We start from the raw sequence: 24038 nt of genomic DNA on the forward strand, positions 1-24038 counted from the left end.
GCCGTGGTGGGTTATTTGCTGGCTGAAATCTAATAAGTAAGCGGTGTCATGAAAAGAACGTCACAATAAAGCTGAAATTAGCCGCTAGATGGTGTAAAATAACAGGGTATTCTACCAAAGAAAGAGGTTATAAGTGATGGCAAAATTAGTATTGATTCGCCACGGCCAAAGTGAATGGAACTTAGCTAACAAGTTCACTGGTTGGGTTGACGTTGACTTGAGCGAAAAGGGTGTCGAAGAAGCCAAGGCAGCTGGTCAAAAGATCAAGGAATCTGGCATGAAGTTTGACTACGCCTACACGTCAGTCCTGAAGCGGGCAATCAAGACGTTACACTACGTTTTGGAAGAATCCGACCAACTTTGGATTCCAGAAACCAAGACTTGGCGTTTAAACGAACGTCACTACGGTGCTTTACAAGGTTTGAACAAGAAGGAAACCGCTGAAAAGTACGGCGATGACCAAGTCCACATCTGGCGTCGTTCTTACGATGTTTTGCCTCCACTTTTGGACGCAGACGCTGAAGGCTCAGCTGTTAAGGACCCACGTTACGCTAACTTGGACCCTAACATCGTACCCGGTGGTGAAAACTTGAAGGTTACCTTGGAACGGGTTATGCCATTCTGGGAAGACCAAATCGCACCTAAGTTGCTTGACGGTAAGAATGTTATCATTGCTGCCCACGGTAACTCATTACGTGCTTTAAGCAAATACATCGAACGGATCTCCGACGATGACATCATGAACCTCGAAATGGCAACCGGTGAACCAGTTGTCTACGATTTCGACGAAAAGTTAAACATGACCAACAAGACCAAGTTAGGTAAGTAATTACCTGATTGAGTCAGAGCCGCCTCGTTTGTGGGGGCGGCTTTTTCGTGGCCTGAAACTGACTGGCAGCATAGATAATTAGCAACTAAATCCTTTATAAGAGAAAAGAGATTGAATTTGGCAGACAAAGAAGTAACGCAACTTGAAAAGATGAAGATTATTGGCTTGTTCCGTAAAGAAGGTTTCACTGGCGAATATGACAGCTTCCAACGCGTCAGTGGCACCGATCGGGAATTCTTTGTGGTGATGAGCAATGAACAAGGCATCAAAGCACTATTCCGGGCTAGTTTGATGTTGAACGCCGTTGAGTTCCAGTATGTGCTGGATGATAAGCATACGTTTGTGACGGAGGATGCGGACGCTAGCTAGTTGGGAACTCCTAGACCAGATTAAAACGCAGGTCTGCTATACAGAACTGGTTTATCAGCGGGTGAATAAGAAGTTGGCTGTTGATCTGTCACAGGCTGAGGTAGAGGCATTAGTCATTGCCATGTTGGATGATGTCACCACTAGTATTGAGAAATTGGGAAAGAACTACTACGTGGCTAACTCAACGCGGCGAGTACAGTTAGCGATCAATTCGTTTAATTACCGGCTAATTACGGTGAACCTTGTAACTGAATAGAAGTGAAAATACTGCTAGCCATCTACTCGAAGGGACTAGCAGTATTTTTGTTAGAGTTGTGAAAGCTTCCCAAAGAATTAGTTTAAACTTTACTATATATTGTGCTCAATAGTAAAGTGAACTACAATAGGCGGCAAAATGCGAAGGTCTAATTTCATGATTAGAGAGGTGTAATGATGATGAAAGAGTATGATGAAAAATTGAGTCAAATTGAAGCGGATGAAGCAGGCGTATCTAATTTCAGTGAAAATATAAAACGGTTGAAGGATTGGGCTAAGGAAGAAGATAATCCAGAATTTGTTGAAAAATGTGACTATGAATTAAAAATTTTATCACTATCTGAACGGAGGCCATTGAGTGTAAACAGTAATCAAGCACTGTTAGTGGATTATGCTACAAATTTAGAATTAGATAGAAATGAAATTAGTGGAGAACAACTGGATTATTATAAAAAAAGGCTCGATGATACCAATGTTCCATTCTTAAGGTATTTATATGCCAACTTTTTATATGACTATGCAAAAAAAGGTTATGGGTTGAATAAATATAATGCTTCAAAATCACTTTTTAAGTGTATTAAAGTGTTGTTAGCAAATAGCGATGTATCTGCTCAAGAAGTAGAACTGCTACTTGGTAGGTATCTTCAGATTGCTATAAGAATGAAGAATCTAAATGAAGAAAAATGGTTGTTGTCGAAAATATGTCAAAGCATATATGAAGAAAGGATTAACGTTACTAAGCTAGTTATGTTTCTAGAAATCCTTTCAAAGGCTAAAGTACCTGTTCTAACATCAAGTGAACAGAATATGCGAATTGATACTGTAATAGAAAAGAAAATGTACAGTGAAAAAAATACAAAAAATTATCAAGGTTATAGAAATGCATGTAAAGCTAAATTACTTCTAATTAGGTTACGAAATCAGCTTGAAGAACTGCGAAATATACAAATTCTAATTGGTGATAGCTATGTTGACGAAGCCAATGAGGCAGAGCTAAACTCGGTGAAAGCTGCGAAGCTTGAATTGGCTATACAATATTTCAAAGAGATCGGTGAGCCTGGTAAAGTTTCGGAAAGTAAAGTGGCCCTAAAACTAGCATACAAAGAATATGATAAAGGTGGGGAAATTGCGACACTGCATGAAGATGTGAAATTTTCGACGGATGAACTAGAACAGATCGAAAAACAGGTGAAATTATTTACGGATTTAGAGATAAGTGACATGTTTAAAGCAATGGTTCTTAGCAAGATAATCATGCCAGACAAAGAGCAGATTATGAAGTCAGCTAAAGAGAATTTGAAAGATAATGTTCTGTTAAGCTTGATTCCGAAATCGGTAATTGGCTATGATAGAAAAATCGCGGTTTACACAACTGAAGAACAGCAGTTAGAGTATGAGTTTAATAAATATTATGAGATTAGCTTAAAACTTACTTCGCTAATATATTTGGATAGAATTTTTGAAGTAAAACAGGAAAATGGTGATTTCAACACAGAGTCTTGTATAGACTTTTTACGAGAAGGGCAACTGATTGATGCTAGGAATATCCCAATTATTGAAATTGGAATCAGCCGTTATTTTCAAAATGACTTTGTAAGTGCAATTCATATTTTAGCGCCACAGTTTGAATCGACATTAAGACGATTGTTTGAAAATGCTGGCTATCCAACTACGTCACTTGGAAGCCAACAGGTGCAAAACGAACAAACTTTCAATGCATTTTTAAATCGTTCAGATGTTAAGAAAGGTTTAGGAGAGAATGTTCATCAATTGATTAAATTTGTTATGGTTGACAAAATTGGTTTGAATTTAAGAAATAATATTGGGCATGGCTTAATGCCAATTGAGGCAATGGGTAAGGAAAATTGTTCGTTGATACTCTATCTTTTTTTAATCATATCTACGTATGGAATTAAGTATGCAAAATAAGAGTCGATCTTTATTAACATTAGTTAGGGCGAAACGTGGTTATCCAGGATGACATCGAATTGATTAATTTTACAATGACAATACGTATAGAGAAAAGAGATTGAATTTAGTCAGACAAAGAAGTAACACAGATTGAAATGATGAAGATTATTAGCTTGTTGCGTAAAGAAAGGTTCAAGGGGGAATACGGAACCTTCCAACGTGTCAGCGGCACCGATCGGAAATTCTTTGTGGTGATGAGCAATGAACAAGGCTTCAAGGCACTGTTCCGGTCGAGTTGATGTTGAACACCGTTGAGTTCCAGTATGTGTTGGATGATAAGCATACGTTTGTGATGGAACCAGCTGAATAAGGTCAGATTAAAAAAGCATAGTGGGTCTGTTCTAAATTGAACCCCCTGAGTTGGAGAAAGTCCAATTCAGGGGGGTCAATTCATTTTTTCATAAAACACAGCCTCCTTTACTATTAGCTAAAGAGTGAGGTTAGACTGAACGTCTTCAAAACTATTTTTCTGAAAATCAAGGCATTCATGGATGCGCGATTAGTTAGACCAACTATTTTTAAAAAGTTATACATCTTATACTGTGTAACACTTTCCTAAACTACTGATTTAATGATTCGTATGAAAACATTAAATCAATATGCTTCTCCAGAACACCGTAACAACGCCAATTATTCACAAATATGTATGATGCTATCCTGTAATAATTAAATATAAAAAGGCAAAAACATTTACGGGTATGGACTAGATTTTGGCTGGTTGATTAGCTATAATTGATCGTATAAAGGGCTTACATTGTTAGGCCCAACAATTATATGGCTGTTAAGTGGTAGACCATTCTTTGAATAGCAATAGCCGGTTTTGGAGGGGTGTTTTATTTATGTTTAATTCGATGAGTACCAAGGAACATTACAAGATGTACAAGAAGGGAAAAACATGGATTTTTGCTGGCATTGTGACAGCTTCCTTGGCTCTGAGCGTTGTCGGTGGTCAAACGGCTCATGCGGATACGGTGACGTCAGATTCTTCGGAAGAACAAGCGGTAACTTTGGACAAAGTGGCCACATCGGATAAACCGGTGGTATTAGGTGCATCGAAGACCAATGATTACGACGATAGCACTGAAAACAGTGTAGTTGCTCCAGATACAACCAAGCCGGTTGACAATAAGACCAATGATCACGGCGATAGCTCTGGAAACGATGTGATCGCTCCAGATACAACCAAGCCGGTTGATAATAAGACCAATGATCAAGACGATAGCTCTAAAAACGATGTGGTTGCTTCAGATACGGCCAAGCCAGTTGGCAGTAAGACCGATGAGACAGCACTGGTTGAAGATCCGGTAGGTGATACTGGCAAAAAAATCACCGGCGATTCAATTGATGATGGGTCCACAGAAGTAGCCAGTACCCCTAGTCGAAAGGGACTAGCTGCACCAACTGCCCGTGTGGCCGCGCCAGCAGCCCTAGCAATCAAGGCCGATGAATCGATTGATACTTGGATGCCCAACAAGGTGCTGCAAAGCTATGTGTTAGAAGTTTTTCAGGGTTCTTATAGCTATCAAAATCCGGATGTTGCGGCCTCGGGTAAAACATGGACAACTGCTGCGGATATTACGCAAAAGGACATGTTGCTGCTGAACTATTTATTCTTCAAGGGTACTTATATTGATGGTAAGCAGTCGTTCTCACTTAAAGGGTTGGAGTACGCAACCAACTTGACGCATCTGACCATTTCTAATCAGTTGAATTATGCTCCCTACATGATGAGAGGGGATATTACGGATGTGACACCATTACAAAGCTTGACGAAATTAACTCATTTAGAGGTCTTGGGTCAACGGTTGACAGATATTACGCCAATCGCGGGTCTGAAGAATGTGAAAACTCTTTCAATTGCGCAGGACTGTATCTCAGACTTCTCTTCGCTAAATGCCGCGCAGTATTCAGATTTGAGAATGCAAGGCCAATTCATTGAGAACAAGGTTATCTATATCCCTAAGACAGATAAATATGTCTTGGTTAGTCCTGTTAAAGCGCCACAAGGATTAACCTTTACATTGGCAGAGATTCCAAACGCAACTGGCCTTCCGATCACTGCACCATCACACCCTGAGTCCACCGTCCGTATTTTTTGGAATGGGGCTACCGATTATTCATTAGATGGCGACAAGATTTCTTTCACGGGGATTAAGGATCAAATTATGCCGGGGCAGACGGAAAATCCTTGGTCAAAGGATTATCCAAACTTGGTTCCGGAAGATTATACTTACTTTTTGGACGCTGTTTATACCACGACATTTAATGGCAACAAGATGACGGTTGTTCAAATGGTAACCCCATACATTAAGGCGGATAAGGCGGCCAACGTCACGGTAAAGTATGTTGATGAGAGTGGCAAACAGGTGGCCGATTCTGAAACTTTAACCGGGTTTATCGGCGAGGACTATACAGCGGTTGCCAAGACCGTCGATAATTTTGAGCTAACTAAGACGCCAGCCAATGCTACCGGAGTTTTCTCCGACACGGCTCAAACTGTGATCTTCGTCTACAAGAAGGTCGGCGGGACGGTCACACCGACGCCTAGTCAAACGGTGACGATGACGGTACATTACGAAACCTCTGATGGGACAAAAGTGGCACCAGACGTTGTGTTGAAGGGGCAAGCTGGAGATAGTTATACGTCGAGTCCTGTCACGGTTGATGGCTACGAATTAGTCACCACACCAACCAACGCCAACGGAACTTTTGGTAACGTGGATGGAACAATCACTTACATTTACACCAAGGTCGGTGGTGACGGTGATCTGGTTACTGATGATAATGGTGGCGATAAACCAAGTATCGACCAGCCCGATAAACCCACGACTAAACCGGATGGCGACAAGACCTTAACGACTGACCACGGTGGCCAAGCAGTCGAAGTCGCTGGCAACTTGAGTGTTAAACCAGTGGTCAATCACGCGGCCGACTTAACCAACACGGCCAATACCGATAAGACGACTCTGCCTCAAACGAATGAAGAAACGACTTCACCACTTTGGGGGTTAGTTGTTCTGGGATCGCTCCTCGGACTAGCTGGCCTTAAACGGCGAAAGCACAATAATTAAAAGGATATTTGATCGGGTCTGGTTCCATGGGGAATCGGACCCGTTTGTATTTAACCTGTTGAATTGAAAATGCTGTCAGGCCCAATAGGATGAGCTGACGGTATTTTTCGGTTCAGAGCATCAAGTACCATATCAAACGAATAACAGGAAATAAATGAATACGGCTAGATCAAGAGAGTTAACCATCCTTTTGACTACTCTTAAAAATCATTTGAATTTTCCCTTGCTATGGAGTGCACACCATAGGTTATGATGTAACCAGAAATGAGGGTGAATGTAAGTGAAAAGTAGTGATGTTGCTAAGAAATTTGATGTCTCGATTGATGCCCTTCGATACTGGGAAAAAGCAGGAATGATTCCCAAAGTTCCTCGAAACTCGCGCGGTTACCGCGATTACACGCAAAATGAAATTGAGTGGATTGATTTTGTAACTTGTATGCGTAGCTCAGGAGTTGGTATTTCAACGTTGGTTACGTACTATCAATTATTTAAAGATGGTGCCGAAACCAAGCAGCAGCGCCAACAGCTATTGGAAGGCCAACTGGTCGATATGGCACAGCGGATTAAGGATATGCAGAAAGCTTATGCCAGACTGGAAGAAAAATTGACGCACTACGATGACCATGTTGAAGGGGTCTTTACCAAACAGGAGGTTAAAAAATGAAAATTGTTGTTATTGGTGGTTACGGGCATATTGGCTCTTATCTAGTTCCTAAGTTGGTGAAATTGGGAAATGAGGTTATCGTCATCAGTCGGCATGAGCGCCAACCTTATGTGGACGACTGGGCTTGGCAAAGAGCGAAATTTGTCGGACTGGATAGAAATGATGCAGCAGCGTTCACGAAAAAGCTGATTGAATTGGATGCCGATGTTGTGATCGATTTAGTGAACTTCAAGTTTGAAAATACGCAGGAAATTGTAGCAGCCTTGAAAGAAACAAAACTTAGTCATTATCTGTTTTGTTCTTCCGTTTGGGCACATGGTCGGGCGCAAGTTTTACCAGTTGAGCCCAATGGCGTGAAAGCACCGTTGGACGATTACGGTAAGAACAAATATCAGAGTGAACGATACCTGAAAGAAGAGTATCGTCAGAATGGCTTCCCAGCAACGGTGATTATGCCGGGTCAAATTTCCGGTCCAGGTTGGGATATTATTAATCCAGAAGGCAATCAAAATAGCCAAGTCTTCCAAGATATTGCTGATGGCAAGCAGATTACACTGCCAAACTTTGGCATGGAGACCTTACATCATGTGCATGCCAGCGATGTGGCCCAACAGTTTGTGGATGCCGTTCAACATCGAAATCAGGCCTTAGGCGAAAGTTTCCATGCAGTGTCATCGAATTCAATTACGCTGTATGGTTATGCCCAGTTGATGTATCATTTCTTCCATCAAGAAGCGAAGATTGACTTTTTACCATGGCCTGATTGGGTTGCCAAACTAGATAGTCCGGTGGATAGTGATAAGACCTATTATCATATTGCCCGCAGCGGTCAGTATAGCATTGAGAATGCCCAGAAACTCATCGGGTATCACCCACAGTATTCGGTGGAAGAAACAATTGAGCTGAGTGTCCAAGGAGCTGTGAACCGTGGTGTTATTAGAGTAGATTAGAACCTTAGGCAGAGCCGGATGCAACACCACAATAAAAATCGACTTTTCAGGATGATATAAGTTCTGAAAGTCGATTTTATTGTGGTGTTCCGGTCTATTTTTCTACAAAGTTTGAATCAGCTTGCTGGATTTTTGTGGACATATCGGAAGGCGTTCATCTTCTCCTTGTTATTTAAATCTAGCATGAGCTGAAGACAGAGTTTCTGTCAGAACTGCATGGCTTACTGGTCTTCTTAAAAATAACAACTAATTTTTTGTAAGCTTGACAAATTAACAGTCTATCAGTAGACTTACTCATGAAAACTAAATACGATTTCTTCGGGGCAGGGTGAAATTCCCGATCGACGGTGACAGCCTTTAAGGCTGAAGTCCGTGACCCGCGTGTACGCGGCTGATCCAGTGTGAGTCTGGAACCGACTGTAAAGTCAGGATGGGAGAAGAAAAAAATTGCTGTGTTTCGGATGGAAACACTGAACAAGCCAATAGTGGCTGGTTTTAGTGTGCCTATTACGAAGTCTATTTAGCAAACTCAAAAACACCCGGTTATCGTTTCTTGATACCGGGTGTTTTTTTATGGAGGTGCCAAAATTGTCAAAGATTGACTATATGATGCTCGCTATCGAGCAAGCTAAACGGGGTGGGGTTGCGACCTATCAGAATCCCCAAGTTGGCGCCGTGTTGGTGAAAGATCACACGGTCATCGCCAGCGGGTACCACCATCATTTCGGCGGGGACCATGCGGAGGTTGACACGCTGAAAGATGTGCCACATGAAGTGTCAGCGGGGGCGACCCTGTACGTGACGCTGGAACCGTGTAGCCATTTTGGGAAGACGCCACCCTGCTCACACCTGATTGTTCGGGCGGGCATTCGTAAAGTGGTGATTGGCCAGCTGGATCCCAACCCGCTAGTTTCGGGCAAAGGGCGAGACTATTTACAAGCGCACGGGGTCACGGTCGAGGACCAAGCACGATCCGAAGCTAGCCAGCTAAATCCGCACTATAACTGGTTCTATCGGCAGCAGCGTCCCTGGGTTACCTTGAAATATGCGATGACCTTGGATGGCAAGATCAATGCCCATGCGAATCAGCGCAGTTTCATTTCCAACCAGGCGAGTTACCTCGATAGTCAGAATTTACGCGCGCATTTCCACGCGATCCTGATTGGCGAAAAGACGCTCACGACTGATGATCCGGCACTGACGGTACGGACGCAGGCGCTGACCTATCCGCCCGTCCGACTGGTCGTTTTGACCAATAGTCAGGTGGCGTTAAACACCCAGTTGACAGCGGCCAGCACGATTCAGACTTATCTGCTCTGTAAAAGTGCCAGTTCGGCGGACGCTGAGTTACGCTCACAAGCTAATTTGGACGTTCTGATTGATGATTGGACACCTGCCAAGATCGCCGAACTTTGCGTTGATCACGGTTGGCAATCGTTACTGGTAGAAGGCGGCAGCCACCTGCATGCGGCCTTCAGCCGTTCAGGCTTGGTCGATGAAATTGTGACGTATCTGGCGCCCACGGTATTCGGTGGCGACGCGCTGCCGGCCATCCACGATCACTTGGCGAGTTCACCACTCACTTTTGGATCGTTAAAGGTAACGCCATTAGCGGACAACATTAAGATTCAAGCACGTAGAAAGGAGTCCTAGTCATGTTTACGGGGATTATTCAGACACAAGGCCGGGTACAACATGTCACGCATCGCGGCGAAACATTGACGCTACAGATCAACGCGCCCCAACTGATAACGCCGACCTTTAAAATCGGCGATAGTGTGGCAGTTAATGGGGTCTGCCTGACCGCCACGCAGCTGACCACGACGACTTTTACAGTGGACGTCATGCCTGAGAGTGTGCGCAGAACTAACCTGGGCAGTTTAAAACCAGACCAAGCCGTCAATTTAGAACGGCCCTTGCAAGCTAATGGCTATGTGGATGGACACTTTGTCCTGGGACACATCGACTACCAGGGACGGTTAGTCAAGCAACAAGTCGATCAGAATGCCATGCGTCTCTGGTTTAGCCTAGCGCAGCCGTATCAGGCTCAGCTCGTGGAGAAAGGATCTGTCGCGGTGGATGGTGTCAGCTTGACCGTTGTTCAAGTCACAGCGGATACCTTTGAGGTGGATCTGATCCCACACACGCAGCAACAGACAACGCTAAGTCACTTAAAAGTTGATGATCCGGTCAACATTGAGACGGATATTTTAGGGAAATACCTGGCTCGTCAGCGCAGTCTTGAAAGGACGCGATAAGATGTCAATTGAAAGTAAAATCGAAACGGCCCTTGCCACGCTCAAACAGGGGGGACTCATCATTGTTGCCGACGATGAAAGTCGCGAAGCGGAAGGCGACATGGTGGGCTTGGCAGCTAAAGTGACGACTAAGACGGTCAACCGGATGATTACTTCGGCCCGCGGACTGCTTTGCCTGCCAGTAGATCAGACCATTGCCCAGCGACTGGACTTCCACCCGATGACGGCCAGTCACGATGCATTTGATACAGCTTTTACCGTTTCACTGGATCATCGGGAGACGAGTACCGGCATCTCCGCCGTTGATCGGGCCACAACCATTAGAAATGTGGCGAACAGCGAGAGTCAGGCGGCGGACTTTTACCATCCGGGGCACGTCTTTCCGCTGATTGCGCGTCCCGGTGGGGTTCTGGAGCGCCGAGGCCACACGGAGGCGGCCGTTGACCTTGCCAAATTAGCTGGTGTTAGTCCGGCCGCCTACATTTGTGAAGTGGTTAAGAAGAACGGAAAAATGGCGCGACGTAAGCAACTCAAGGCGTTGGCAGAAGGCTTACAAATGCCGATGATCACGGTGGAAGATATTGCCGCTTATCGCATTCGGCACACGGCGCCAGCGATGACCCAGCTCACACCGGTCAGTTTGCCAACGTCCCGCGGTAGCTTCAAGCTGACGGGGATGCAGTTCCCCGGTGACCAGCAATTGCAGCTGGCCCTCACTCAGGGGGATATTTCGAATGGAGAACCCGTCTTATTACGGCTACAGTCCGAATGCCTAACCGGTGAGGTCTTCGGGTCATTGCGTTGTGACTGCGGACCGCAGCTGCATGCGGCCATGACTAAAATTGACCAAGCGCAACGCGGCGTCCTACTTTATCTACGCCAAGAGGGCCGCGGCATTGGTCTCGCCAATAAATTACGGGCTTACCATCTGCAAGAGCAGGGCGTCGACACGTATGACGCGAACGTTCAGTTAGGCTTACAGCCGGATGCCCGCCAGTACGATCGCGCGGCGATGATGCTGCACCAACTGGGGATTACCCAAGTTCGCTTGATGACGAATAATCCAGATAAGATCGACCAGTTGGCTGAATATGGCATTGAGGTCGTCGAACGAGTACCGCTAGAGATTCCGGCTAATGCCCACGATCAGGGCTATTTGCAGACTAAACGAGATAAGTTTCATCATCAATTAACCTTAGCACCCGAAATGGAGGAAACACATGACAACTTTTAATGGAAATTACGATGGTAAGGGCTTAAAGATTGGGATAGTGGTCGCTCGCTTCAACGATTTCTTAACGTCGCGATTGGTGACTGGCGCCCAGGACATGCTGCTTCAGCACGGTGTCCGCGCCGATGATATTGACATCGTCTGGGTACCGGGTGCCTTTGAGATTCCCTTAATGGCACAAAAGCTGGCGAAATCAGGGCGCTATGACGGGCTGATCACCTTAGGCGCCGTCATTCGTGGCGAAACGGCCCACTTCGACTATATTTGTAGTGGTGTCACCCAAGGAGTCGCCCAAGTCGAACTGGAAACCGGAGTACCCACGATGTTTGGTGTGCTGACGACTGAAAACTTAGATCAGGCCATCAACCGGGCCGGCGTGAAATCCGGCAATAAAGGTGCAGACTGTGCCTTGGGCGTTTTAGAAATGGTGAGTTTGAATACACAACTCGATCAAATCTGATGGCTTGTTAATGCGTGTAAGCCGGATTGAGGCGTAAATGTTGATTGGGATTTGGTTGAAGTGACCCTTATTTGAAGAAAAGATGTCATCGAACGCTAGGTAAGGTTCGGTGACGTTCTTTGATTATAATGTGCTATAAATTGATGAATTAGCTCATATCATGAAATTGCTTATAAGAATTTAATGCTCTGACACTAGTGATACATGGGCTTGATGTGATCAATTGCCGCCTAAGCTAAATGACCACGTAGCGTTAAGCTAGAGCTGGGTTGATACGCGTTAAGGAACTGTGTTACGATTTACAAGATTATTTAAAAGGAGATGAGCAGTATGATCTACGCACCTTTATGTGAATGTGATGTTCCTACAACCCGCTAGTCAGCGGCGTTGTTTCCGCTGACGATTTCAGTATTTGAAAATCTAATGCGGAGGAAAATAATGAAGAATAAAAAATGGTTAGGTCCCTTGTTGCTCAGTTTGTCGGCTAGTATCTGGGGTGGCATGTTTGTGGTGGTTAAAATTGTCGTTCAGTATATCCCACCGGTAGAACTCGTTTGGTTGCGGTATTTGGTGGCCGTCGTGGTGCTGTTACTGGTTTCTTGGCTTAGAAAAGAGCGATGGTCGATTCACAAGTCGGATTTGGGACTGATCTTCTTGATTGGCCTCATCGGCAATACGATTTCAATCGTTGCTCAAGAAACTGGGACGTGGCTATCAACAGCGCAAACGGGCTCGGTCATCACCTCAGCTACGCCAACGTTTATGATCTTATTCGCTTGGTGGTTGTTACGAGAAAAGCTGACGAAGGTCAAGATAATCTCAGTCGTCATGGCAACGGTTGGTGTCATCTGTATTGTGGGGATTCATTTAACGGGCCGCCACGTCCTACTGGGGGTCTTGTCGCTGGTATTAGCGGCACTAACCTGGGCGTTAATGTCGGTTTTGATCAAGAAATTAGCGGGCAACTACAGTACGCTGCAAGTAACCATCATGTCGACATTGGTTGCGATCGGGTGTTTATCGCCCATCATGGTAGTCAACCGGCAAGTTCTATTGGGAATTGATTTCTTGAATCCAGTGGTCATGGCTTGTCTGGGATATTTGGGGATCGTTTCAACGGCTTTAGCCTTCGTGATGTGGAATCAGGGCCTAAAGCTAGTCAGTGCTGGTAGTTCAGGAATCTTTTTCCTATTACAACCGATTGTAGGTACCTTGTTGGGCTGGCTGTTCTTAAATGAAGGTCTGACTTGGGGATTCTTATTGGGGACCATCCTAATCATTGGCAGCGTGTGGGTTGCGATACGCTTCGATGATTGATCATTTGCCAGTTTTTTTGAGTATGCATCGTTCTATCGCAGTTAATTTGCGGTTAAGGCAATGTGAACTGATAGTCGGAAGTTAACAGCGTCTGCGTGAGAATGAAGTGTAGCGCGGTGGCTTCTAAAAGAGTTGAAAAATTGTAAAAGTAAATTCCTAAAATATATCGTCAAATAGCCAGCAGAGTGGGTAAATCTATCCACTCTGCTGGCTATTTTAGATTTAAGTAATGACTTTTAAAATGGCGTGTCGTTATCTGATACAGCGTCTGAGTTGTAAATGCTAGAACGAACGGCATCCTTTACGCAATCAATTAATTTTTTACGTAAGTCGGTCGCAATCGGTTTATTGTGATTCCACGTGCAACCAATTTTTAGAGTGAAGGGGCAACTGAGCCGATCTTCTGGAATAATTTGATAGTCATCAGTGATTGAAGACTGTGGTAGTAAAGCGACTGCTAAACCGGCTTTAGCACAGGCAGCAACGTTGTCCATCATGGTGCTGGTAAAGGTGACTTGGAAGTCCTGTTGACTTTTCCGAAGTGAGTATAGCGAATAGTCATTGATCACACAGTTGTCAGAAAAAAGGGCAACAGGAAGGCGGTCATAAGCGTCAAGGTCAAAATACTTTGAACAGACCCAGTGTAGGGGTTCCTCCCATAATTCGATGTCATCAGGAAATTGGGATTCCATGGCCGCAATTGAGAAATTGACCGTTCCCTCTTCAATTTGGGAGCGAAGTACGCGGCTTCGTGAGCAGACCGTTGAGATTGTATAGTCTGGTAGATGCTGCATCAATCGCGGATATATTTCTTGGGTATAAAATGCAGCGTAATCAGTGGGAACGCCAATGACCAATTTACCTACCCAGTCGTCTGATTTGAGTTTAGCCAACGTAGTGTCATTTAAATTAAGGAGTTGATTAGCGTAGGTAAGCAGTGTTTGGCCTTGTTTAGTTAAGGTTAGGGCATCTTTATTCCGAATGAATAAGGTTGCGCCGACATGATGTTCTAATTTTTTTATCTGGGTACTTACCGCTGAGTGAGACAGATAGACGATGTCAGAGGTTGTGGTTAGCTTCCCAGTCTTTGCGGCGACGACGAATGTATGTAAATAATCAAGATTTAGATAATCAGCCAATGCAAGGGCCTCCTTGAATAGAACTGTAAGCGGTTACGTAGTCATTAAGTATAACATTTTGATAGTCAATTCACGAGCAAATTGTAAATTATCGGTACTTCAATGTCTGTTTAAGCCAGTGGGGATCGTATATTCAAAAATATTGAATGCTACATCCTAATTATCTTGATTGATTATTCACAAAGTGTCGGCAATAATGAAACTGTGATAACAGATGAATTCATCCAGCAAAGCGGTAAAGTGCATCCGGAAAAGCATTTTATTATTTTATCTTATCAGGAGGTTTTCTATTATGACAGCAATTCCAGAGAAAATGAATGGTGTACAATTAAAAGGCTTTGGTGGTTTCGACCAATTGGACTACCGAACTGATATTCAAGTGCCAACCCCTAAAAAAGGTGAAGTGTTGATCAAAATCGGTGCGGCTGCCGTTAATAACACGGATATTAATACCCGAATTGGTTGGTATTCTAAGAATGTTGAGAGTGGAACTAATCAAGGTGGCGCAACTGGATTCAAAGACGTCAACAAAGATGGTTCTTGGCTGGGTAAGGCGCTAGAATTTCCTCGCATTCAAGGTGCGGATGGGTGTGGCACCATTGTCGCAGTTGGCGAAGGGGTTGATTCGGCTCGAATTGGTGAACGGGTTTTGGTTCGAAGTGTTCAAGCGGAACCTAATACTGAGAATGCATTTGATTGTATCACTTGGGGATCTGAATGCGACGGCGCCTTCGCGGAGTATGCGACTGCCTTAAGTGACGAGACGTTTGCTGTTGACTCGAATTTGTCAGATAGCGAATTGGCGACCTTCCCTTGCTCGTATGGAACCGCTAATAACTTGGTTTGGCGGGTTGGTGTTAAGGCCGGCGATACCGTGTTAGTTACTGGCGCATCCGGTGGTGTTGGCTCGGCTTTGGTTCAATTAGCTAAGGTCCGGGGAGCGAAGGTCATTGGGGTTGTCGATCCTGGTCAAGAAGAACGGGTTAAAGGATACGGCGCTGATCAGATCCTACATCGTGGTGATAATTTCTTGGAAGCGTTAGGCGAAATGTCAGTTGACGTTGTTTTAGATATGGTTGCTGGTGAGTCCTGGCCACAATTACCTAAGTTGTTGAAAAAGGGTGGTAAGTACGGTGTTTGCGGCGCAATTGGTGGTCCAGTTGTTAAGCTTGATATTCGGGATGTCTATTTGAAAGATTTGAGCTTGTTTGGCACAACCTATCAGTCCAAAGAATCATTCGAAGAATTAATTAAGTATATCGAAGACGGTAAGATTAAACCGGTTGTCGCTAAGGAATTTGAATTGAAGGACATTGTTAAGGCGCAGGAAGCATTTCTTTCGAAGAAGTACATCGGAAAAATTGTCTTAAATGTCGCTGACTAAAGCGATGATATAGTGGCGAGAAAAGTAAGCTAATTTCCAATAGCATCTTGAAAGTAGCAAAACACAGGATTAATCGAATAAGCGACGAAACTAGTGCTTTGAAAGGACATGGACAATATGGCTTTTAAAAGAATGTTTGATGCAGTAGAGTTTCACGAAGGTGAACCGATGCGGGTTATCACGAGTGGCGTTCCTTCTATTCCAGGTAATTCAGTTTATGAGATGGAAGAATGGCTGTCTAAAAATGATGATCAGGTTCGGAAACTAATGTTGCGCGAGCCCCGGGGAATCCCGGCAACGTGCGCTAATTTAATCGTACCAGCGAAGGATCCACGAGCAGTAGCGGGTTATATTATTATGGAACAAACGGAGTACCCGATGATGAGTGGGGGCAATACGATTGCGGTAGCCACAGCCTTGCTAGAAACAGGGTTGGTGCCAATGACCGAGCCAGTCAGTGAATTTAACTTGGAAGCTCCCGCTGGTCTAATTCATATTAAGGCCGATTGTGATCACGGGAAAGTGACCAATGTGACCTTTAAGAATGTCCCAGCTTTTCCGGTCTATTTGGATAAGGAAATTGAGGTTCCACATTTGGGCAAGGTGACTGTCGATATTGCTTGGGGTGGCATGTTCTACACGTGTATCGATGCGACGCAGTTTGGGTTACATTTAACGCCCGAAAATGGTGGTGAAATTGCTAAGATTTCATCGCTAGTCACCACAGCTGCTAAGGAACAATTGCCAGTTGCTCACCCTGATTATCCCGGAGTTGGAATTACCTTGTCGATGATGCATGAACCATCCGATGATCCCGACGTTTATATGAAGTCGGCAAACTGGTATCCATCCGGCAAAGTTGATTTTGATAAGCCAGAAACCTGGAAAGGCGCCTTAGATCGTGGAGTCTGTGGTACTGGGACATGTGCCCTAATGGCGATTGAGCATGCGAAGGGTCGGCTGAAATTAAATGAACCCTTTGTTAATGAAGGATTGCTGGGAATTCGATTTGAAGGTCGGGCAATTGAGGATACGGAGCTTCATGGACAAAAGGCGATTGTACCAACAATCTCAGGCCACGGCTGGATCTATGGTTACAGCAAGTGGGTCTTAGACGAAGATGATCCCTTTACTGAAGGCTTTAAGATCGGTGACATTTGGTAGTAATGATGGGTGGAGCAACGCAGTCTGTTAATTTCAGGTTAGGAAGTGACCGCTCTTGGAACTTTCAGAAATTAAACCGGCACGTAAGTGGTTGATGATTGTATTATTGGCTTTCTTTGGCCGAGCAATTGCAAACGTTCCTTACTTGCGGGAAGTGTATTATGATCAAGTTATTCAGGCGCTGCATATTACTAATACTCAGTTAGGACTACTGTCAAGTGCCGTTGGAATTGCGAGTTTGGTTGGTTACTTTTTTGGTGGCTTTTTGGCTGACCGTATCAGTTCAAAGAAAATGATTATCGCCTCTGGTATTTGTGGTGGTGCCTTTACGTTGTGGTACATGACGTTTCCATACAGTTTTAGTCAATGATAATTGATAGTCACTGTGTAGCCGTGAGTGAGTCAATTTTGGGCTCAGCCGTGGGATTTGCCAAGTGTTCTTTCTTGGCAAATGGCGTCTTTGAGACGTGATCTGCGGCTCAAAGCGAGGCCTAAGACCGCTCTGTGGCTTAGGCCGTCCACCCACAGCGTTACAGCCCAAAATTGGCGAACGGTAAGGCGATTGGGTTCAACTATGCTATCTATTTTTCAGTTTGATTAGACCAAAAAGCCAGTTAAGACCGTGGTGCTGGTCTTAGCTGGCTTGATGATTAGCTTGAAATTACTGGATAACGACCAATGACTTGATGGCTTTACGGTCAGTCATGGCTTGGTAAGCGTCATTAATGTTAGCCAACGTGAATTGTTGGTTGAAGACCTTACCTGGGTGAATGTCACCGTCTAAGACGGCCTTCAACAGAACTTGCTTGTCGTAGGTAGTCACAGAAGCAGGGCCTCCGGCAATGATGGTGTTGGTGTAGAAGGACGTGGTCATGTCCATCTTAGGTTCATGCGGCAGACCAACCCGGCCGACGATAGCCCCTGGACGAGCAACCTTCATGGCCGTATCGTTGGACAATTCAGTCCCGACACATTCCAAGACCGCATCGGCACCGGCATCATTAGTCAGGGCCTTAACCTTGGCAACGGCTTCGTCACCCCGTTCGGAAACGATATCTGTCGCCCCAAACTCTAAGGCTAACTTTTGCCGATCTGCGTGCCGGCTCATCGCGATAATCCGCTTGGCACCGCGCATTTGGGCGGCAATGACACCACACAGACCTACGGCACCATCGCCGACAACCACGACCGTATCACCGGTCTTGACGTTGGCCACGCGAGCGGCGTGGTAACCCGTAGCCATGACATCTGCTAAACTCAACAATGAATTCAACATAGCATCGCTGTAATCTTCGGGTTGACCAGGGATCTTGACCAAGGCCCATTCGCCGTGTTGGAAACGAATGTACTCGGATTGTACGCCATTACTGAAATTATCCGTGTGATTTTGGCAAACGCCGTCAAAACCGGCACGGCAAGCAGCACAGTGACCGCAACCGTGAGTGAATGGGGCGATGACAAAGTCGCCAGGCTTAACCGTGGTGATGTCTGATCCAACTTCTTCAACGATTCCGATCGCTTCATGACCGGAGTTTTCTGAGTGAGCCGCCTTGTCTTCTAGACCGCGGTAAGCCCACAAGTCGGAGCCACAGACACAAGTCCGGACAACGTGGATGATCACATCGTCACTGGCTTGAATCGTGGGTTTTTGAATATCTTCAACTTCGACTTTTCCGGGTTCCATAAAAATGGTAGATTTCATTGTTTGGCCTCCTAGGCTTTAATATTGAAATTTTAGGGGTTTACTTGATGTTTGTAAAGTTGGTGCGATGACAAAATCAGCACCTGCAGTTTAGTCTAGTCCTGCGAGTGCTGATTTGTCTAATACTTATGAAGTATTGTTGCTTATGCCTGGTGGGTATGACGCCGGTTTATTTCTTTTTACGACCGAAGTCAGACTTAAAAACGGCGAAGAGCTTTTTAAATTCGTCACCGATGGGCAAGGAATTCCAGCTAGACGAAAGGGTCATACTGTTGAGAATCCCAACTAAACGAATCCAGGCACAGATAAAGTTATAGAAGGGAAACGTTATCGCGACCCACAGTTGCTTGCGGTAAAACTTCCGTTCGTCGGGAAAGTCCTGCAGGAGTTGCAGCACACAAAGGTAGTTGAGCAGTTCCACGAGGATATAAAGTAAGTAGATGACCACGTAGGACATCCCCATCATAATCGGCGAGTACCGGAAGAAGAGCAGCACGATACTGGCGAATAACCAGATCATGCGGGGAAACAAGAAGGTGTGGTCAATCAGCAGTCGGCGGACCATGAAGTTACGGAAGAAGTCTTTGACGGTGAGGTCGTGGGCGTATTGATGAATAACCTCAACCTCACCACGTTGCCAGCGCTGGCGTTGCGTGTACAGCTTGGAGAAATTCTCGATGGGGTCGATGTAGAAAATGGCGTTGTCACATAGGCCAACTTTACGTTTTAAGCGGTCACGGATTTGAAAAGTCATGTCGGTATCTTCACCAATGGTACTGATATCGTAAAGAAACGTGTTGAAGATGGCTTCCTTACGAAAGGCGGAAAAGGCACCGGACATCGTGAATAGCTCGTTGTTTTGCGTTTCAATGGTGCGTCCGGACAGAAAGGCCTGGGCGTACTCGAAATATTCATTGCGTTGCAGTAAGGTGCTGTGTTTAGCGAGTAGTTTGCGCTGGGTCAAGATCGTACCGGTCATTGCGGCCATTTCAAAGTCATTTTCAAATTTTAAAATCATATTCATGAGCGCGTGTTTTTCAAGGACACCATCACTATCGATATTAATAATGTACGTCCCGATCGCACTGTAGAGCGCTGTGTTCAACGCTTCAGCTTTCCCTTGATCAGTGTGAATCAGACTCAAATTGAGGTCGCTGAAGGTTTCCTGCGCATGGGTAAAGACGGTAAAACTATCGTCAGTACTGTGATTATCGGCTAAAATGACTTGGATATCGCGAATCGGGTAGGTAGAGTCGTGAATTGATTCGATACAAGCGAAGAGGGTATCCTCAGAATTATAGACGGGAACGATGATCGAAATCATGGGCATCTTGGCCGGCATCGTTAGGACCGGCCGGTGGTGGTTCCGAATCATAATTTTGATGCTAGAAATAAACGAGGGGATAATCTCGACTAGGATGGGGATTAACGCCCAGGTGAGCCAGAATCCCATCTTAAAGAGTGTGAGGTTAAGCCAGTAACTCATGATGTCTTTCCTCCCCTGAGTTTAGCTTTCCAGCGGTTAACGAACGCGTGGAAATTGTTAAATAGACTGTGTGAAATCTGCGAATAGGTGAAAACGTTGTAATAGAGAGTGATGACGAGCACGTAGAATAACATCCGACCTAGCATGGAGTGGGCCAAGAAGAAGGCAGAACCGCCGTAATAGTGACAAATCACGATGACGAGTCCCAGCCGTAGGACGTTGGCCAGATAGATCCATAGCACGCCCAGCAGACCAAAGAAGGCCCGTTCTTTACGATTGAAAATGGGAAAGAACGCAACTAGACTAGCGAAGGCGGTTGTCTCAATGATCCCGGAACATTCATAGTCGATGCTCATCGTTAGGGGGCCGGTGGGGTTATTGATACTGACCAAGCCGTAGTGATTCATGATCGTACACATACCGGTCGTTTCCCCAATCCAGCGGACACCGTTGATGACGGCGTGGGTGAAGAACCAAACCCAGTAGGGATCACTGAGGCCAATTAGAATGAAAAAGAGCCCAGCAGTCCCCACGATGAAGTGGAAGGCCGGCAAGTGAGCTCGATTTAAAGCCGATAAAAGGTATAACCAGACGAGGGTCCCAATGATTAAGTAGATATTCATTAACGGGACCGCCGCTTAAATTTAAAGCCGGATAACTTGATCGCACCCGCAATCGCGATGATGAAGCCGGCACTCGCCAAGATGATGGGACCGGTACTCCCACCGGAAGCTTCAATCGTGCCATCCCAGAGGTTGGGATTGGCTAACGTGATCGTCTGACCGCTGGTATTAGAGATGCCGCCCAAGGATGAGAAGGGAACCGCACATTCCATGATGTAGCTGGATCCCTTGACAGTGGTGCCATCACCCATCTTTTGGTCGAGCGTGTGCCGCGCAACGTAGGCTTGACCGATCAGGTTGTTGTTGACGCCGTCTGAACTGTAAATGTTCAGGGGAACCCCCTGCTTTTGGTCTAGGTCAAGTTGAACGGTACTGTGGTTATTAAAGCTCAGGTAGAACACCTTCCCCCCAACCTTGAGTTGGTAACCATCCGGTTGAAAGTTGGTATAGCCGCCGGATAATTTGGGACTCATCAGGATGTAGAAATAAATATTGTTTTGATCGGTCAAGAGAGAGGCGTATTTGATGTTATCGTCATCGTTGCTAATCTTCATGGCGTGCTTGGTTTTGTCGGCCCAGTCGTCGAAATTACCGTCAATCGTGATGCCGAGGTTACCCTCTTGATTGTTATGGTTGGTCGATGTCGACAGGTCGCTACTAGAAGCGGCGGCGTCACTGGAGCTGTCAGCCGGTTCTGGCTGGGAAGTGACGTCGCTTCCGTCTAGGACGCCGGTCGCTGGATTGGTGATGACGGCTGCCGCGACGGTTTGGCTCCCTAAACTAGAATTACTGAAGTTGACGGAATCAGTGGGCGTTATGCCCAGCGCCGCGAATGACAAGTGGAGCGTCAACGTTTGAATGAGGCCAATGGTGGTCAGTGAGCCAGTACCGACTGTGCCCAGAGTCTGCCAAGAGCCAAACGCTTGCTGAGCCGTTGCGGTGACTTGGGTGCCGTTGACTTTTAATGTAATCAGGAAAGGTTGTCCATTAATAGTGAACATATAATTGGTTAGGGGTAGTGGCTGATTCGTATTGCCGCTGTCAACGTAGAGGTTGACGCCAGTAGAATCAGTGGTCATTCCCACATTATTCATGTTGTAATAGCCAACCTGAGTTTTGGTCACACCATCCCAGCTGGTAGCACTAGAAGATGTGGCCGCGTGTCCCACCGTCCCTAAACTCAGGAAGAAGATGAGAGCGCTAATTAAAATAAGACTGCGGTTAATTTTCATGTGAATTACCTCGATACCTGGGAAGCCAATAGTGACAAAAACAAACTAGATAAGGACTCTTACCGCCAGTATAGTATAGGAACGTGCATAAAGTAAAGGCGATTAATTAGTGTGTCGCGATAGAGTTTGAATAGTTATTTACTTTCAAGTGGTTTCTTCGTGCTCGTGGGGTCGGAGGATGATGACTTGTCAGGGCGAGAAGCGGCCCCCATCCAACCGAACCAGTGCTTGAATTCTTGGGTGGCAGCGGTGAATCCTAGTGTCGCCAGTAGTAAGAAGACCGGTAGAAATTGGATGAGGTAACGGGTCCGGCCACCTTCAAAGCCAAGTAAGAAGAGGAATCCACCCAAGATGGCTAGGCGTAGCACTTGCAGGACTTTTCGATTGTCACGCCAGGCAAAGAGAATGAGCCCTAATCCCAGTACCCACCAGATTTGGGTCATGAAGCGAAAGTCACCTAAATTATTTCCATAAAGATAGATGAACTCTTGAATGGTTCGGCGAATGCCGGGCTTCTTGGTCGGTGGTGGATTACCGACCAGAGCATCGTCTTGCATGGCCCACCCGAAGGAACTGTCGGCGGTGTTGTAGCGATGCTTCATGAAGAGAAACTTAAGGTAGCCGGTGGGCCCCATTTTCTTTAAACGTTTCTTGATGGAGTTTTCGGAATAGGCGATGCGTTTCTTCTTACTCATCGTGGATACCATTACCAGGGAGTCGTGGGCGTTATAACCACCGTGACCAGACAGTCCCATATTGATAAAGTGAACCATTGGTTTAGCCCGGAAACTATAAATTCTAATGAGCGTTTGATTTTTAACGATCTGCTGTTCAACGTGGTAGCTGCCGGCAGTGCTGCCAACGAAGAAGATGGCGAGCAACATAATCCACCACCACTGGTGTTTGCGGGGATACAGAAGCAAGTGGATCACTTCAATAATGGCGATCGCAATCACCGGAATTAGGCTAGAGGGCTTGATGAAGTAGGCGGCTACGGCAAAGATACCGAAGAGCAGCGCCGTAATTCCTTTGAGTAATTTGGGCGCAGTGGAGTACGCGGTAACGCAATAGCAAAGTAAATAGGCCGACACAAAGGGCAACGCCCACGTATCCGTATAGGGAACCAGAATGGAAGGAAAACAGACCAGCCAGAGGGCATGGATGTACAGGCCAGTGGGCACCCGATCTTTATTAATTGCAGCGATGCTTAGTATATTTAAGACCGCTGAAAGGTCCACTAAAAACGTCGTCACAATATCAAAAAAGAGCCAGGATGTCTGGTGGAATTGTTGCGCGACCCAGTGCTGGATTAGTAAGAGATCGAGGTTATTGGGGTTCACGCTGAAATAGCCAATGTTAGCGATAGTATTGGGATTGCGAATAGCGTTGTGAACAGCACTGGTATCGAAGCCGATGGCCGGATGAATAAACGTAATCAAGAAGGCTTGGACAAAGATAGCCAGTAAAAAACAGTAGGTGGCGGTGTGCCAGCGCTGCTCTATAAACACTCGGTGAGCCAGATGCTGGGCACCGGGGCTGATGTAGAGCGTCAGACCAATGGCAAAAGCAATGATTAAGATCACCGTGGTGACGATGGTGGTTCCGATCCCGTTAATGTGATTGTCGCCTAGAATCAGATTGGGTGATGTCAGGGCGAAGATAAAGGCTAGGGTAAATAAAAAGTAGAAGAATAGCTTGATTGAGCGGGTCGTAAAATTGTAGAGTTTTTGACGCATCGCGATTCCCCTCATTAGATAAAAGATATGGTTAAAAATTGACGAATACTTGACTACATTCTACGCCCTTTGGAAAGTTAGTGACAGATATAATGGTAAAACAGCTCATTTAATGGTCGTATTAATAGTATAGTCAAAATTTGAAAGCTGAGATACCTACCTTATTCCAGTAAGGGCAGGTGATCGTACTGTGGCTG

22 protein-coding genes and 1 riboswitch are annotated in these 24038 nt (G+C 45.5%); of the genes, 16 read left to right on the forward strand and 6 right to left on the reverse strand.

Features of this window, described 5'->3' with window-relative positions; all coding sequences use genetic code 11:
• Window positions 1–136 precede the first annotated feature (136 nt).
• The 13 genes from HF569_RS03640 (at window position 137) to HF569_RS03700 (ending at window position 13375) form a co-directional block, all read left to right on the forward strand.
• Window positions 137–829 carry a 2,3-diphosphoglycerate-dependent phosphoglycerate mutase gene (locus HF569_RS03640; RefSeq protein ID WP_168901358.1) on the forward strand — a complete coding sequence of 231 codons (693 nt, stop codon included), beginning with the start codon at window positions 137–139 and terminating at the stop codon, window positions 827–829.
• Between the two features lie 117 nt (window positions 830–946).
• On the forward strand, window positions 947–1198 hold the full coding sequence (locus HF569_RS03645) for a hypothetical protein (RefSeq protein ID WP_057732296.1): 252 nt from the start codon (window positions 947–949) through the stop codon (window positions 1196–1198).
• Window positions 1182–1454: a DUF3781 domain-containing protein gene (locus HF569_RS03650; RefSeq protein ID WP_168901359.1), complete on the forward strand. Its 273-nt coding sequence runs from the start codon at window positions 1182–1184 to the stop codon at window positions 1452–1454. The genes HF569_RS03645 and HF569_RS03650 overlap by 17 nt, the downstream gene beginning before the upstream one ends.
• 176 nt (window positions 1455–1630) lie before the next feature.
• Window positions 1631–3382 carry a DUF4209 domain-containing protein gene (locus tag HF569_RS03655; RefSeq protein ID WP_168901360.1) on the forward strand — a complete coding sequence of 584 codons (1752 nt, stop codon included), beginning with the start codon at window positions 1631–1633 and terminating at the stop codon, window positions 3380–3382.
• A gap of 137 nt (window positions 3383–3519) precedes the next feature.
• Window positions 3520–3663, forward strand: a complete 144-nt coding sequence (locus HF569_RS03660; protein ID WP_232842551.1) for a hypothetical protein — start codon at window positions 3520–3522, stop codon at window positions 3661–3663.
• Between the two features lie 600 nt (window positions 3664–4263).
• Window positions 4264–6495 carry a MucBP domain-containing protein gene (locus HF569_RS03665; protein ID WP_168901361.1) on the forward strand — a complete coding sequence of 744 codons (2232 nt, stop codon included), beginning with the start codon at window positions 4264–4266 and terminating at the stop codon, window positions 6493–6495.
• Window positions 6496–6775: 280 nt separating this feature from the next.
• Window positions 6776–7159 carry a MerR family transcriptional regulator gene (locus HF569_RS03670; protein WP_168901362.1) on the forward strand — a complete coding sequence of 128 codons (384 nt, stop codon included), beginning with the start codon at window positions 6776–6778 and terminating at the stop codon, window positions 7157–7159.
• Entirely contained in the window at window positions 7156–8109 is a 954-nt protein-coding gene (locus HF569_RS03675) for an NAD-dependent epimerase/dehydratase family protein (RefSeq protein ID WP_168901363.1), read from the forward strand. The genes HF569_RS03670 and HF569_RS03675 overlap by 4 nt, the downstream gene beginning before the upstream one ends.
• Before the next feature lie 310 nt (window positions 8110–8419).
• Window positions 8420–8555, forward strand: a riboswitch (FMN riboswitch).
• 142 nt (window positions 8556–8697) lie between these two features.
• Complete coding sequence (gene ribD / locus HF569_RS03680) at window positions 8698–9762, forward strand: bifunctional diaminohydroxyphosphoribosylaminopyrimidine deaminase/5-amino-6-(5-phosphoribosylamino)uracil reductase RibD (RefSeq protein WP_232842552.1); 1065 nt, start codon at window positions 8698–8700, stop codon at window positions 9760–9762.
• A 2-nt stretch (window positions 9763–9764) separates the two neighbouring features.
• On the forward strand, window positions 9765–10367 hold the full coding sequence (locus tag HF569_RS03685) for a riboflavin synthase (protein WP_168901365.1): 603 nt from the start codon (window positions 9765–9767) through the stop codon (window positions 10365–10367).
• Window position 10368: 1 nt separating this feature from the next.
• Window positions 10369–11601, forward strand: coding sequence for a GTP cyclohydrolase II (gene ribA / locus HF569_RS03690; RefSeq protein ID WP_168901366.1), 1233 nt, complete (start codon window positions 10369–10371; stop codon window positions 11599–11601).
• Entirely contained in the window at window positions 11588–12058 is a 471-nt protein-coding gene (gene ribH / locus HF569_RS03695) for a 6,7-dimethyl-8-ribityllumazine synthase (RefSeq protein WP_168901367.1), read from the forward strand. The genes ribA and ribH overlap by 14 nt, the downstream gene beginning before the upstream one ends.
• A 438-nt stretch (window positions 12059–12496) precedes the next feature.
• Window positions 12497–13375, forward strand: a complete 879-nt coding sequence (locus HF569_RS03700; protein WP_168901368.1) for a DMT family transporter — start codon at window positions 12497–12499, stop codon at window positions 13373–13375.
• 236 nt (window positions 13376–13611) lie between these two features.
• Here HF569_RS03700 and HF569_RS03705 read toward each other — a convergent pair whose 3' ends face one another.
• Window positions 13612–14514, reverse strand: coding sequence for a LysR family transcriptional regulator (locus HF569_RS03705; protein ID WP_168901369.1), 903 nt, complete (start codon window positions 14512–14514; stop codon window positions 13612–13614).
• Window positions 14515–14806: 292 nt separating this feature from the next.
• Here HF569_RS03705 and HF569_RS03710 point away from each other — a divergent pair, with 292 nt between their 5' ends.
• The 3 genes from HF569_RS03710 to HF569_RS03720 all read left to right on the forward strand — a co-directional run bounded on the left by HF569_RS03710 (window position 14807) and on the right by HF569_RS03720 (window position 17432).
• A complete protein-coding gene (locus tag HF569_RS03710) occupies window positions 14807–15898 on the forward strand; it encodes an alcohol dehydrogenase family protein (RefSeq protein WP_168901370.1) in 1092 nt (363 codons plus the stop codon).
• A 117-nt stretch (window positions 15899–16015) separates the two neighbouring features.
• Entirely contained in the window at window positions 16016–17062 is a 1047-nt protein-coding gene (locus HF569_RS03715; protein WP_168901371.1) for a proline racemase family protein, read from the forward strand.
• 55 nt (window positions 17063–17117) lie between these two features.
• Window positions 17118–17432: an MFS transporter gene (locus HF569_RS03720; protein WP_168901372.1), complete on the forward strand. Its 315-nt coding sequence runs from the start codon at window positions 17118–17120 to the stop codon at window positions 17430–17432.
• A 291-nt stretch (window positions 17433–17723) separates the two neighbouring features.
• Here the strand turns inward: HF569_RS03720 and HF569_RS03725 are convergent, their stop codons facing one another.
• The 5 genes from HF569_RS03725 to HF569_RS03745 all read right to left on the reverse strand — a co-directional run bounded on the left by HF569_RS03725 (window position 17724) and on the right by HF569_RS03745 (window position 23841).
• Window positions 17724–18764 carry a zinc-binding dehydrogenase gene (locus tag HF569_RS03725; RefSeq protein WP_168901373.1) on the reverse strand — a complete coding sequence of 347 codons (1041 nt, stop codon included), beginning with the start codon at window positions 18762–18764 and terminating at the stop codon, window positions 17724–17726.
• Window positions 18765–18933: 169 nt separating this feature from the next.
• Window positions 18934–20250 carry a TIGR03111 family XrtG-associated glycosyltransferase gene (locus HF569_RS03730; RefSeq protein WP_168901374.1) on the reverse strand — a complete coding sequence of 439 codons (1317 nt, stop codon included), beginning with the start codon at window positions 20248–20250 and terminating at the stop codon, window positions 18934–18936.
• Entirely contained in the window at window positions 20247–20873 is a 627-nt protein-coding gene (gene xrtG, locus HF569_RS03735; RefSeq protein ID WP_168901375.1) for an exosortase family protein XrtG, read from the reverse strand. The genes HF569_RS03730 and xrtG overlap by 4 nt, the downstream gene beginning before the upstream one ends.
• The gene (locus tag HF569_RS03740; protein ID WP_232842553.1) at window positions 20873–22105 is read right to left on the reverse strand and encodes a Firmicu-CTERM sorting domain-containing protein; all 1233 of its coding nucleotides are present in this window, start codon (window positions 22103–22105) and stop codon (window positions 20873–20875) included. The genes xrtG and HF569_RS03740 overlap by 1 nt, the downstream gene beginning before the upstream one ends.
• A 134-nt stretch (window positions 22106–22239) precedes the next feature.
• Window positions 22240–23841, reverse strand: a complete 1602-nt coding sequence (locus HF569_RS03745) for a TIGR03766 family XrtG-associated glycosyltransferase (RefSeq protein WP_168901376.1) — start codon at window positions 23839–23841, stop codon at window positions 22240–22242.
• Window positions 23842–24038: the final 197 nt, after the last annotated feature.

Origin of the sequence: Levilactobacillus tujiorum (genome assembly GCF_012641185.1) — a bacterium.
Taxonomy (GTDB): Bacteria; Bacillota; Bacilli; order Lactobacillales; family Lactobacillaceae; genus Levilactobacillus; species Levilactobacillus tujiorum.

What these genes read in the sequence shown, in the direction of transcription:
- HF569_RS03725 (WP_168901373.1), bottom strand. Translation starts at nt 18,764, where the DNA reads ATGAAATCTACCATTTTTATGGAACCCGGAAAAGTCGAAGTTGAAGAT.
- HF569_RS03730 (WP_168901374.1), bottom strand. Translation starts at nt 20,250, where the DNA reads ATGAGTTACTGGCTTAACCTCACACTCTTTAAGATGGGATTCTGGCTC.
- HF569_RS03665 (WP_168901361.1), top strand. Translation starts at nt 4,264, where the DNA reads ATGTTTAATTCGATGAGTACCAAGGAACATTACAAGATGTACAAGAAG.
- HF569_RS03660 (WP_232842551.1), top strand. Translation starts at nt 3,520, where the DNA reads ATGATGAAGATTATTAGCTTGTTGCGTAAAGAAAGGTTCAAGGGGGAA.
- HF569_RS03650 (WP_168901359.1), top strand. Translation starts at nt 1,182, where the DNA reads ATGCGGACGCTAGCTAGTTGGGAACTCCTAGACCAGATTAAAACGCAG.
- HF569_RS03655 (WP_168901360.1), top strand. Translation starts at nt 1,631, where the DNA reads ATGATGAAAGAGTATGATGAAAAATTGAGTCAAATTGAAGCGGATGAA.
- HF569_RS03745 (WP_168901376.1), bottom strand. Translation starts at nt 23,841, where the DNA reads ATGCGTCAAAAACTCTACAATTTTACGACCCGCTCAATCAAGCTATTC.
- HF569_RS03700 (WP_168901368.1), top strand. Translation starts at nt 12,497, where the DNA reads ATGAAGAATAAAAAATGGTTAGGTCCCTTGTTGCTCAGTTTGTCGGCT.
- HF569_RS03685 (WP_168901365.1), top strand. Translation starts at nt 9,765, where the DNA reads ATGTTTACGGGGATTATTCAGACACAAGGCCGGGTACAACATGTCACG.
- ribA (WP_168901366.1), top strand. Translation starts at nt 10,369, where the DNA reads ATGTCAATTGAAAGTAAAATCGAAACGGCCCTTGCCACGCTCAAACAG.
- HF569_RS03675 (WP_168901363.1), top strand. Translation starts at nt 7,156, where the DNA reads ATGAAAATTGTTGTTATTGGTGGTTACGGGCATATTGGCTCTTATCTA.
- HF569_RS03710 (WP_168901370.1), top strand. Translation starts at nt 14,807, where the DNA reads ATGACAGCAATTCCAGAGAAAATGAATGGTGTACAATTAAAAGGCTTT.
- HF569_RS03640 (WP_168901358.1), top strand. Translation starts at nt 137, where the DNA reads ATGGCAAAATTAGTATTGATTCGCCACGGCCAAAGTGAATGGAACTTA.
- HF569_RS03715 (WP_168901371.1), top strand. Translation starts at nt 16,016, where the DNA reads ATGGCTTTTAAAAGAATGTTTGATGCAGTAGAGTTTCACGAAGGTGAA.
- xrtG (WP_168901375.1), bottom strand. Translation starts at nt 20,873, where the DNA reads ATGAATATCTACTTAATCATTGGGACCCTCGTCTGGTTATACCTTTTA.
- ribH (WP_168901367.1), top strand. Translation starts at nt 11,588, where the DNA reads ATGACAACTTTTAATGGAAATTACGATGGTAAGGGCTTAAAGATTGGG.
- HF569_RS03740 (WP_232842553.1), bottom strand. Translation starts at nt 22,105, where the DNA reads ATGAAAATTAACCGCAGTCTTATTTTAATTAGCGCTCTCATCTTCTTC.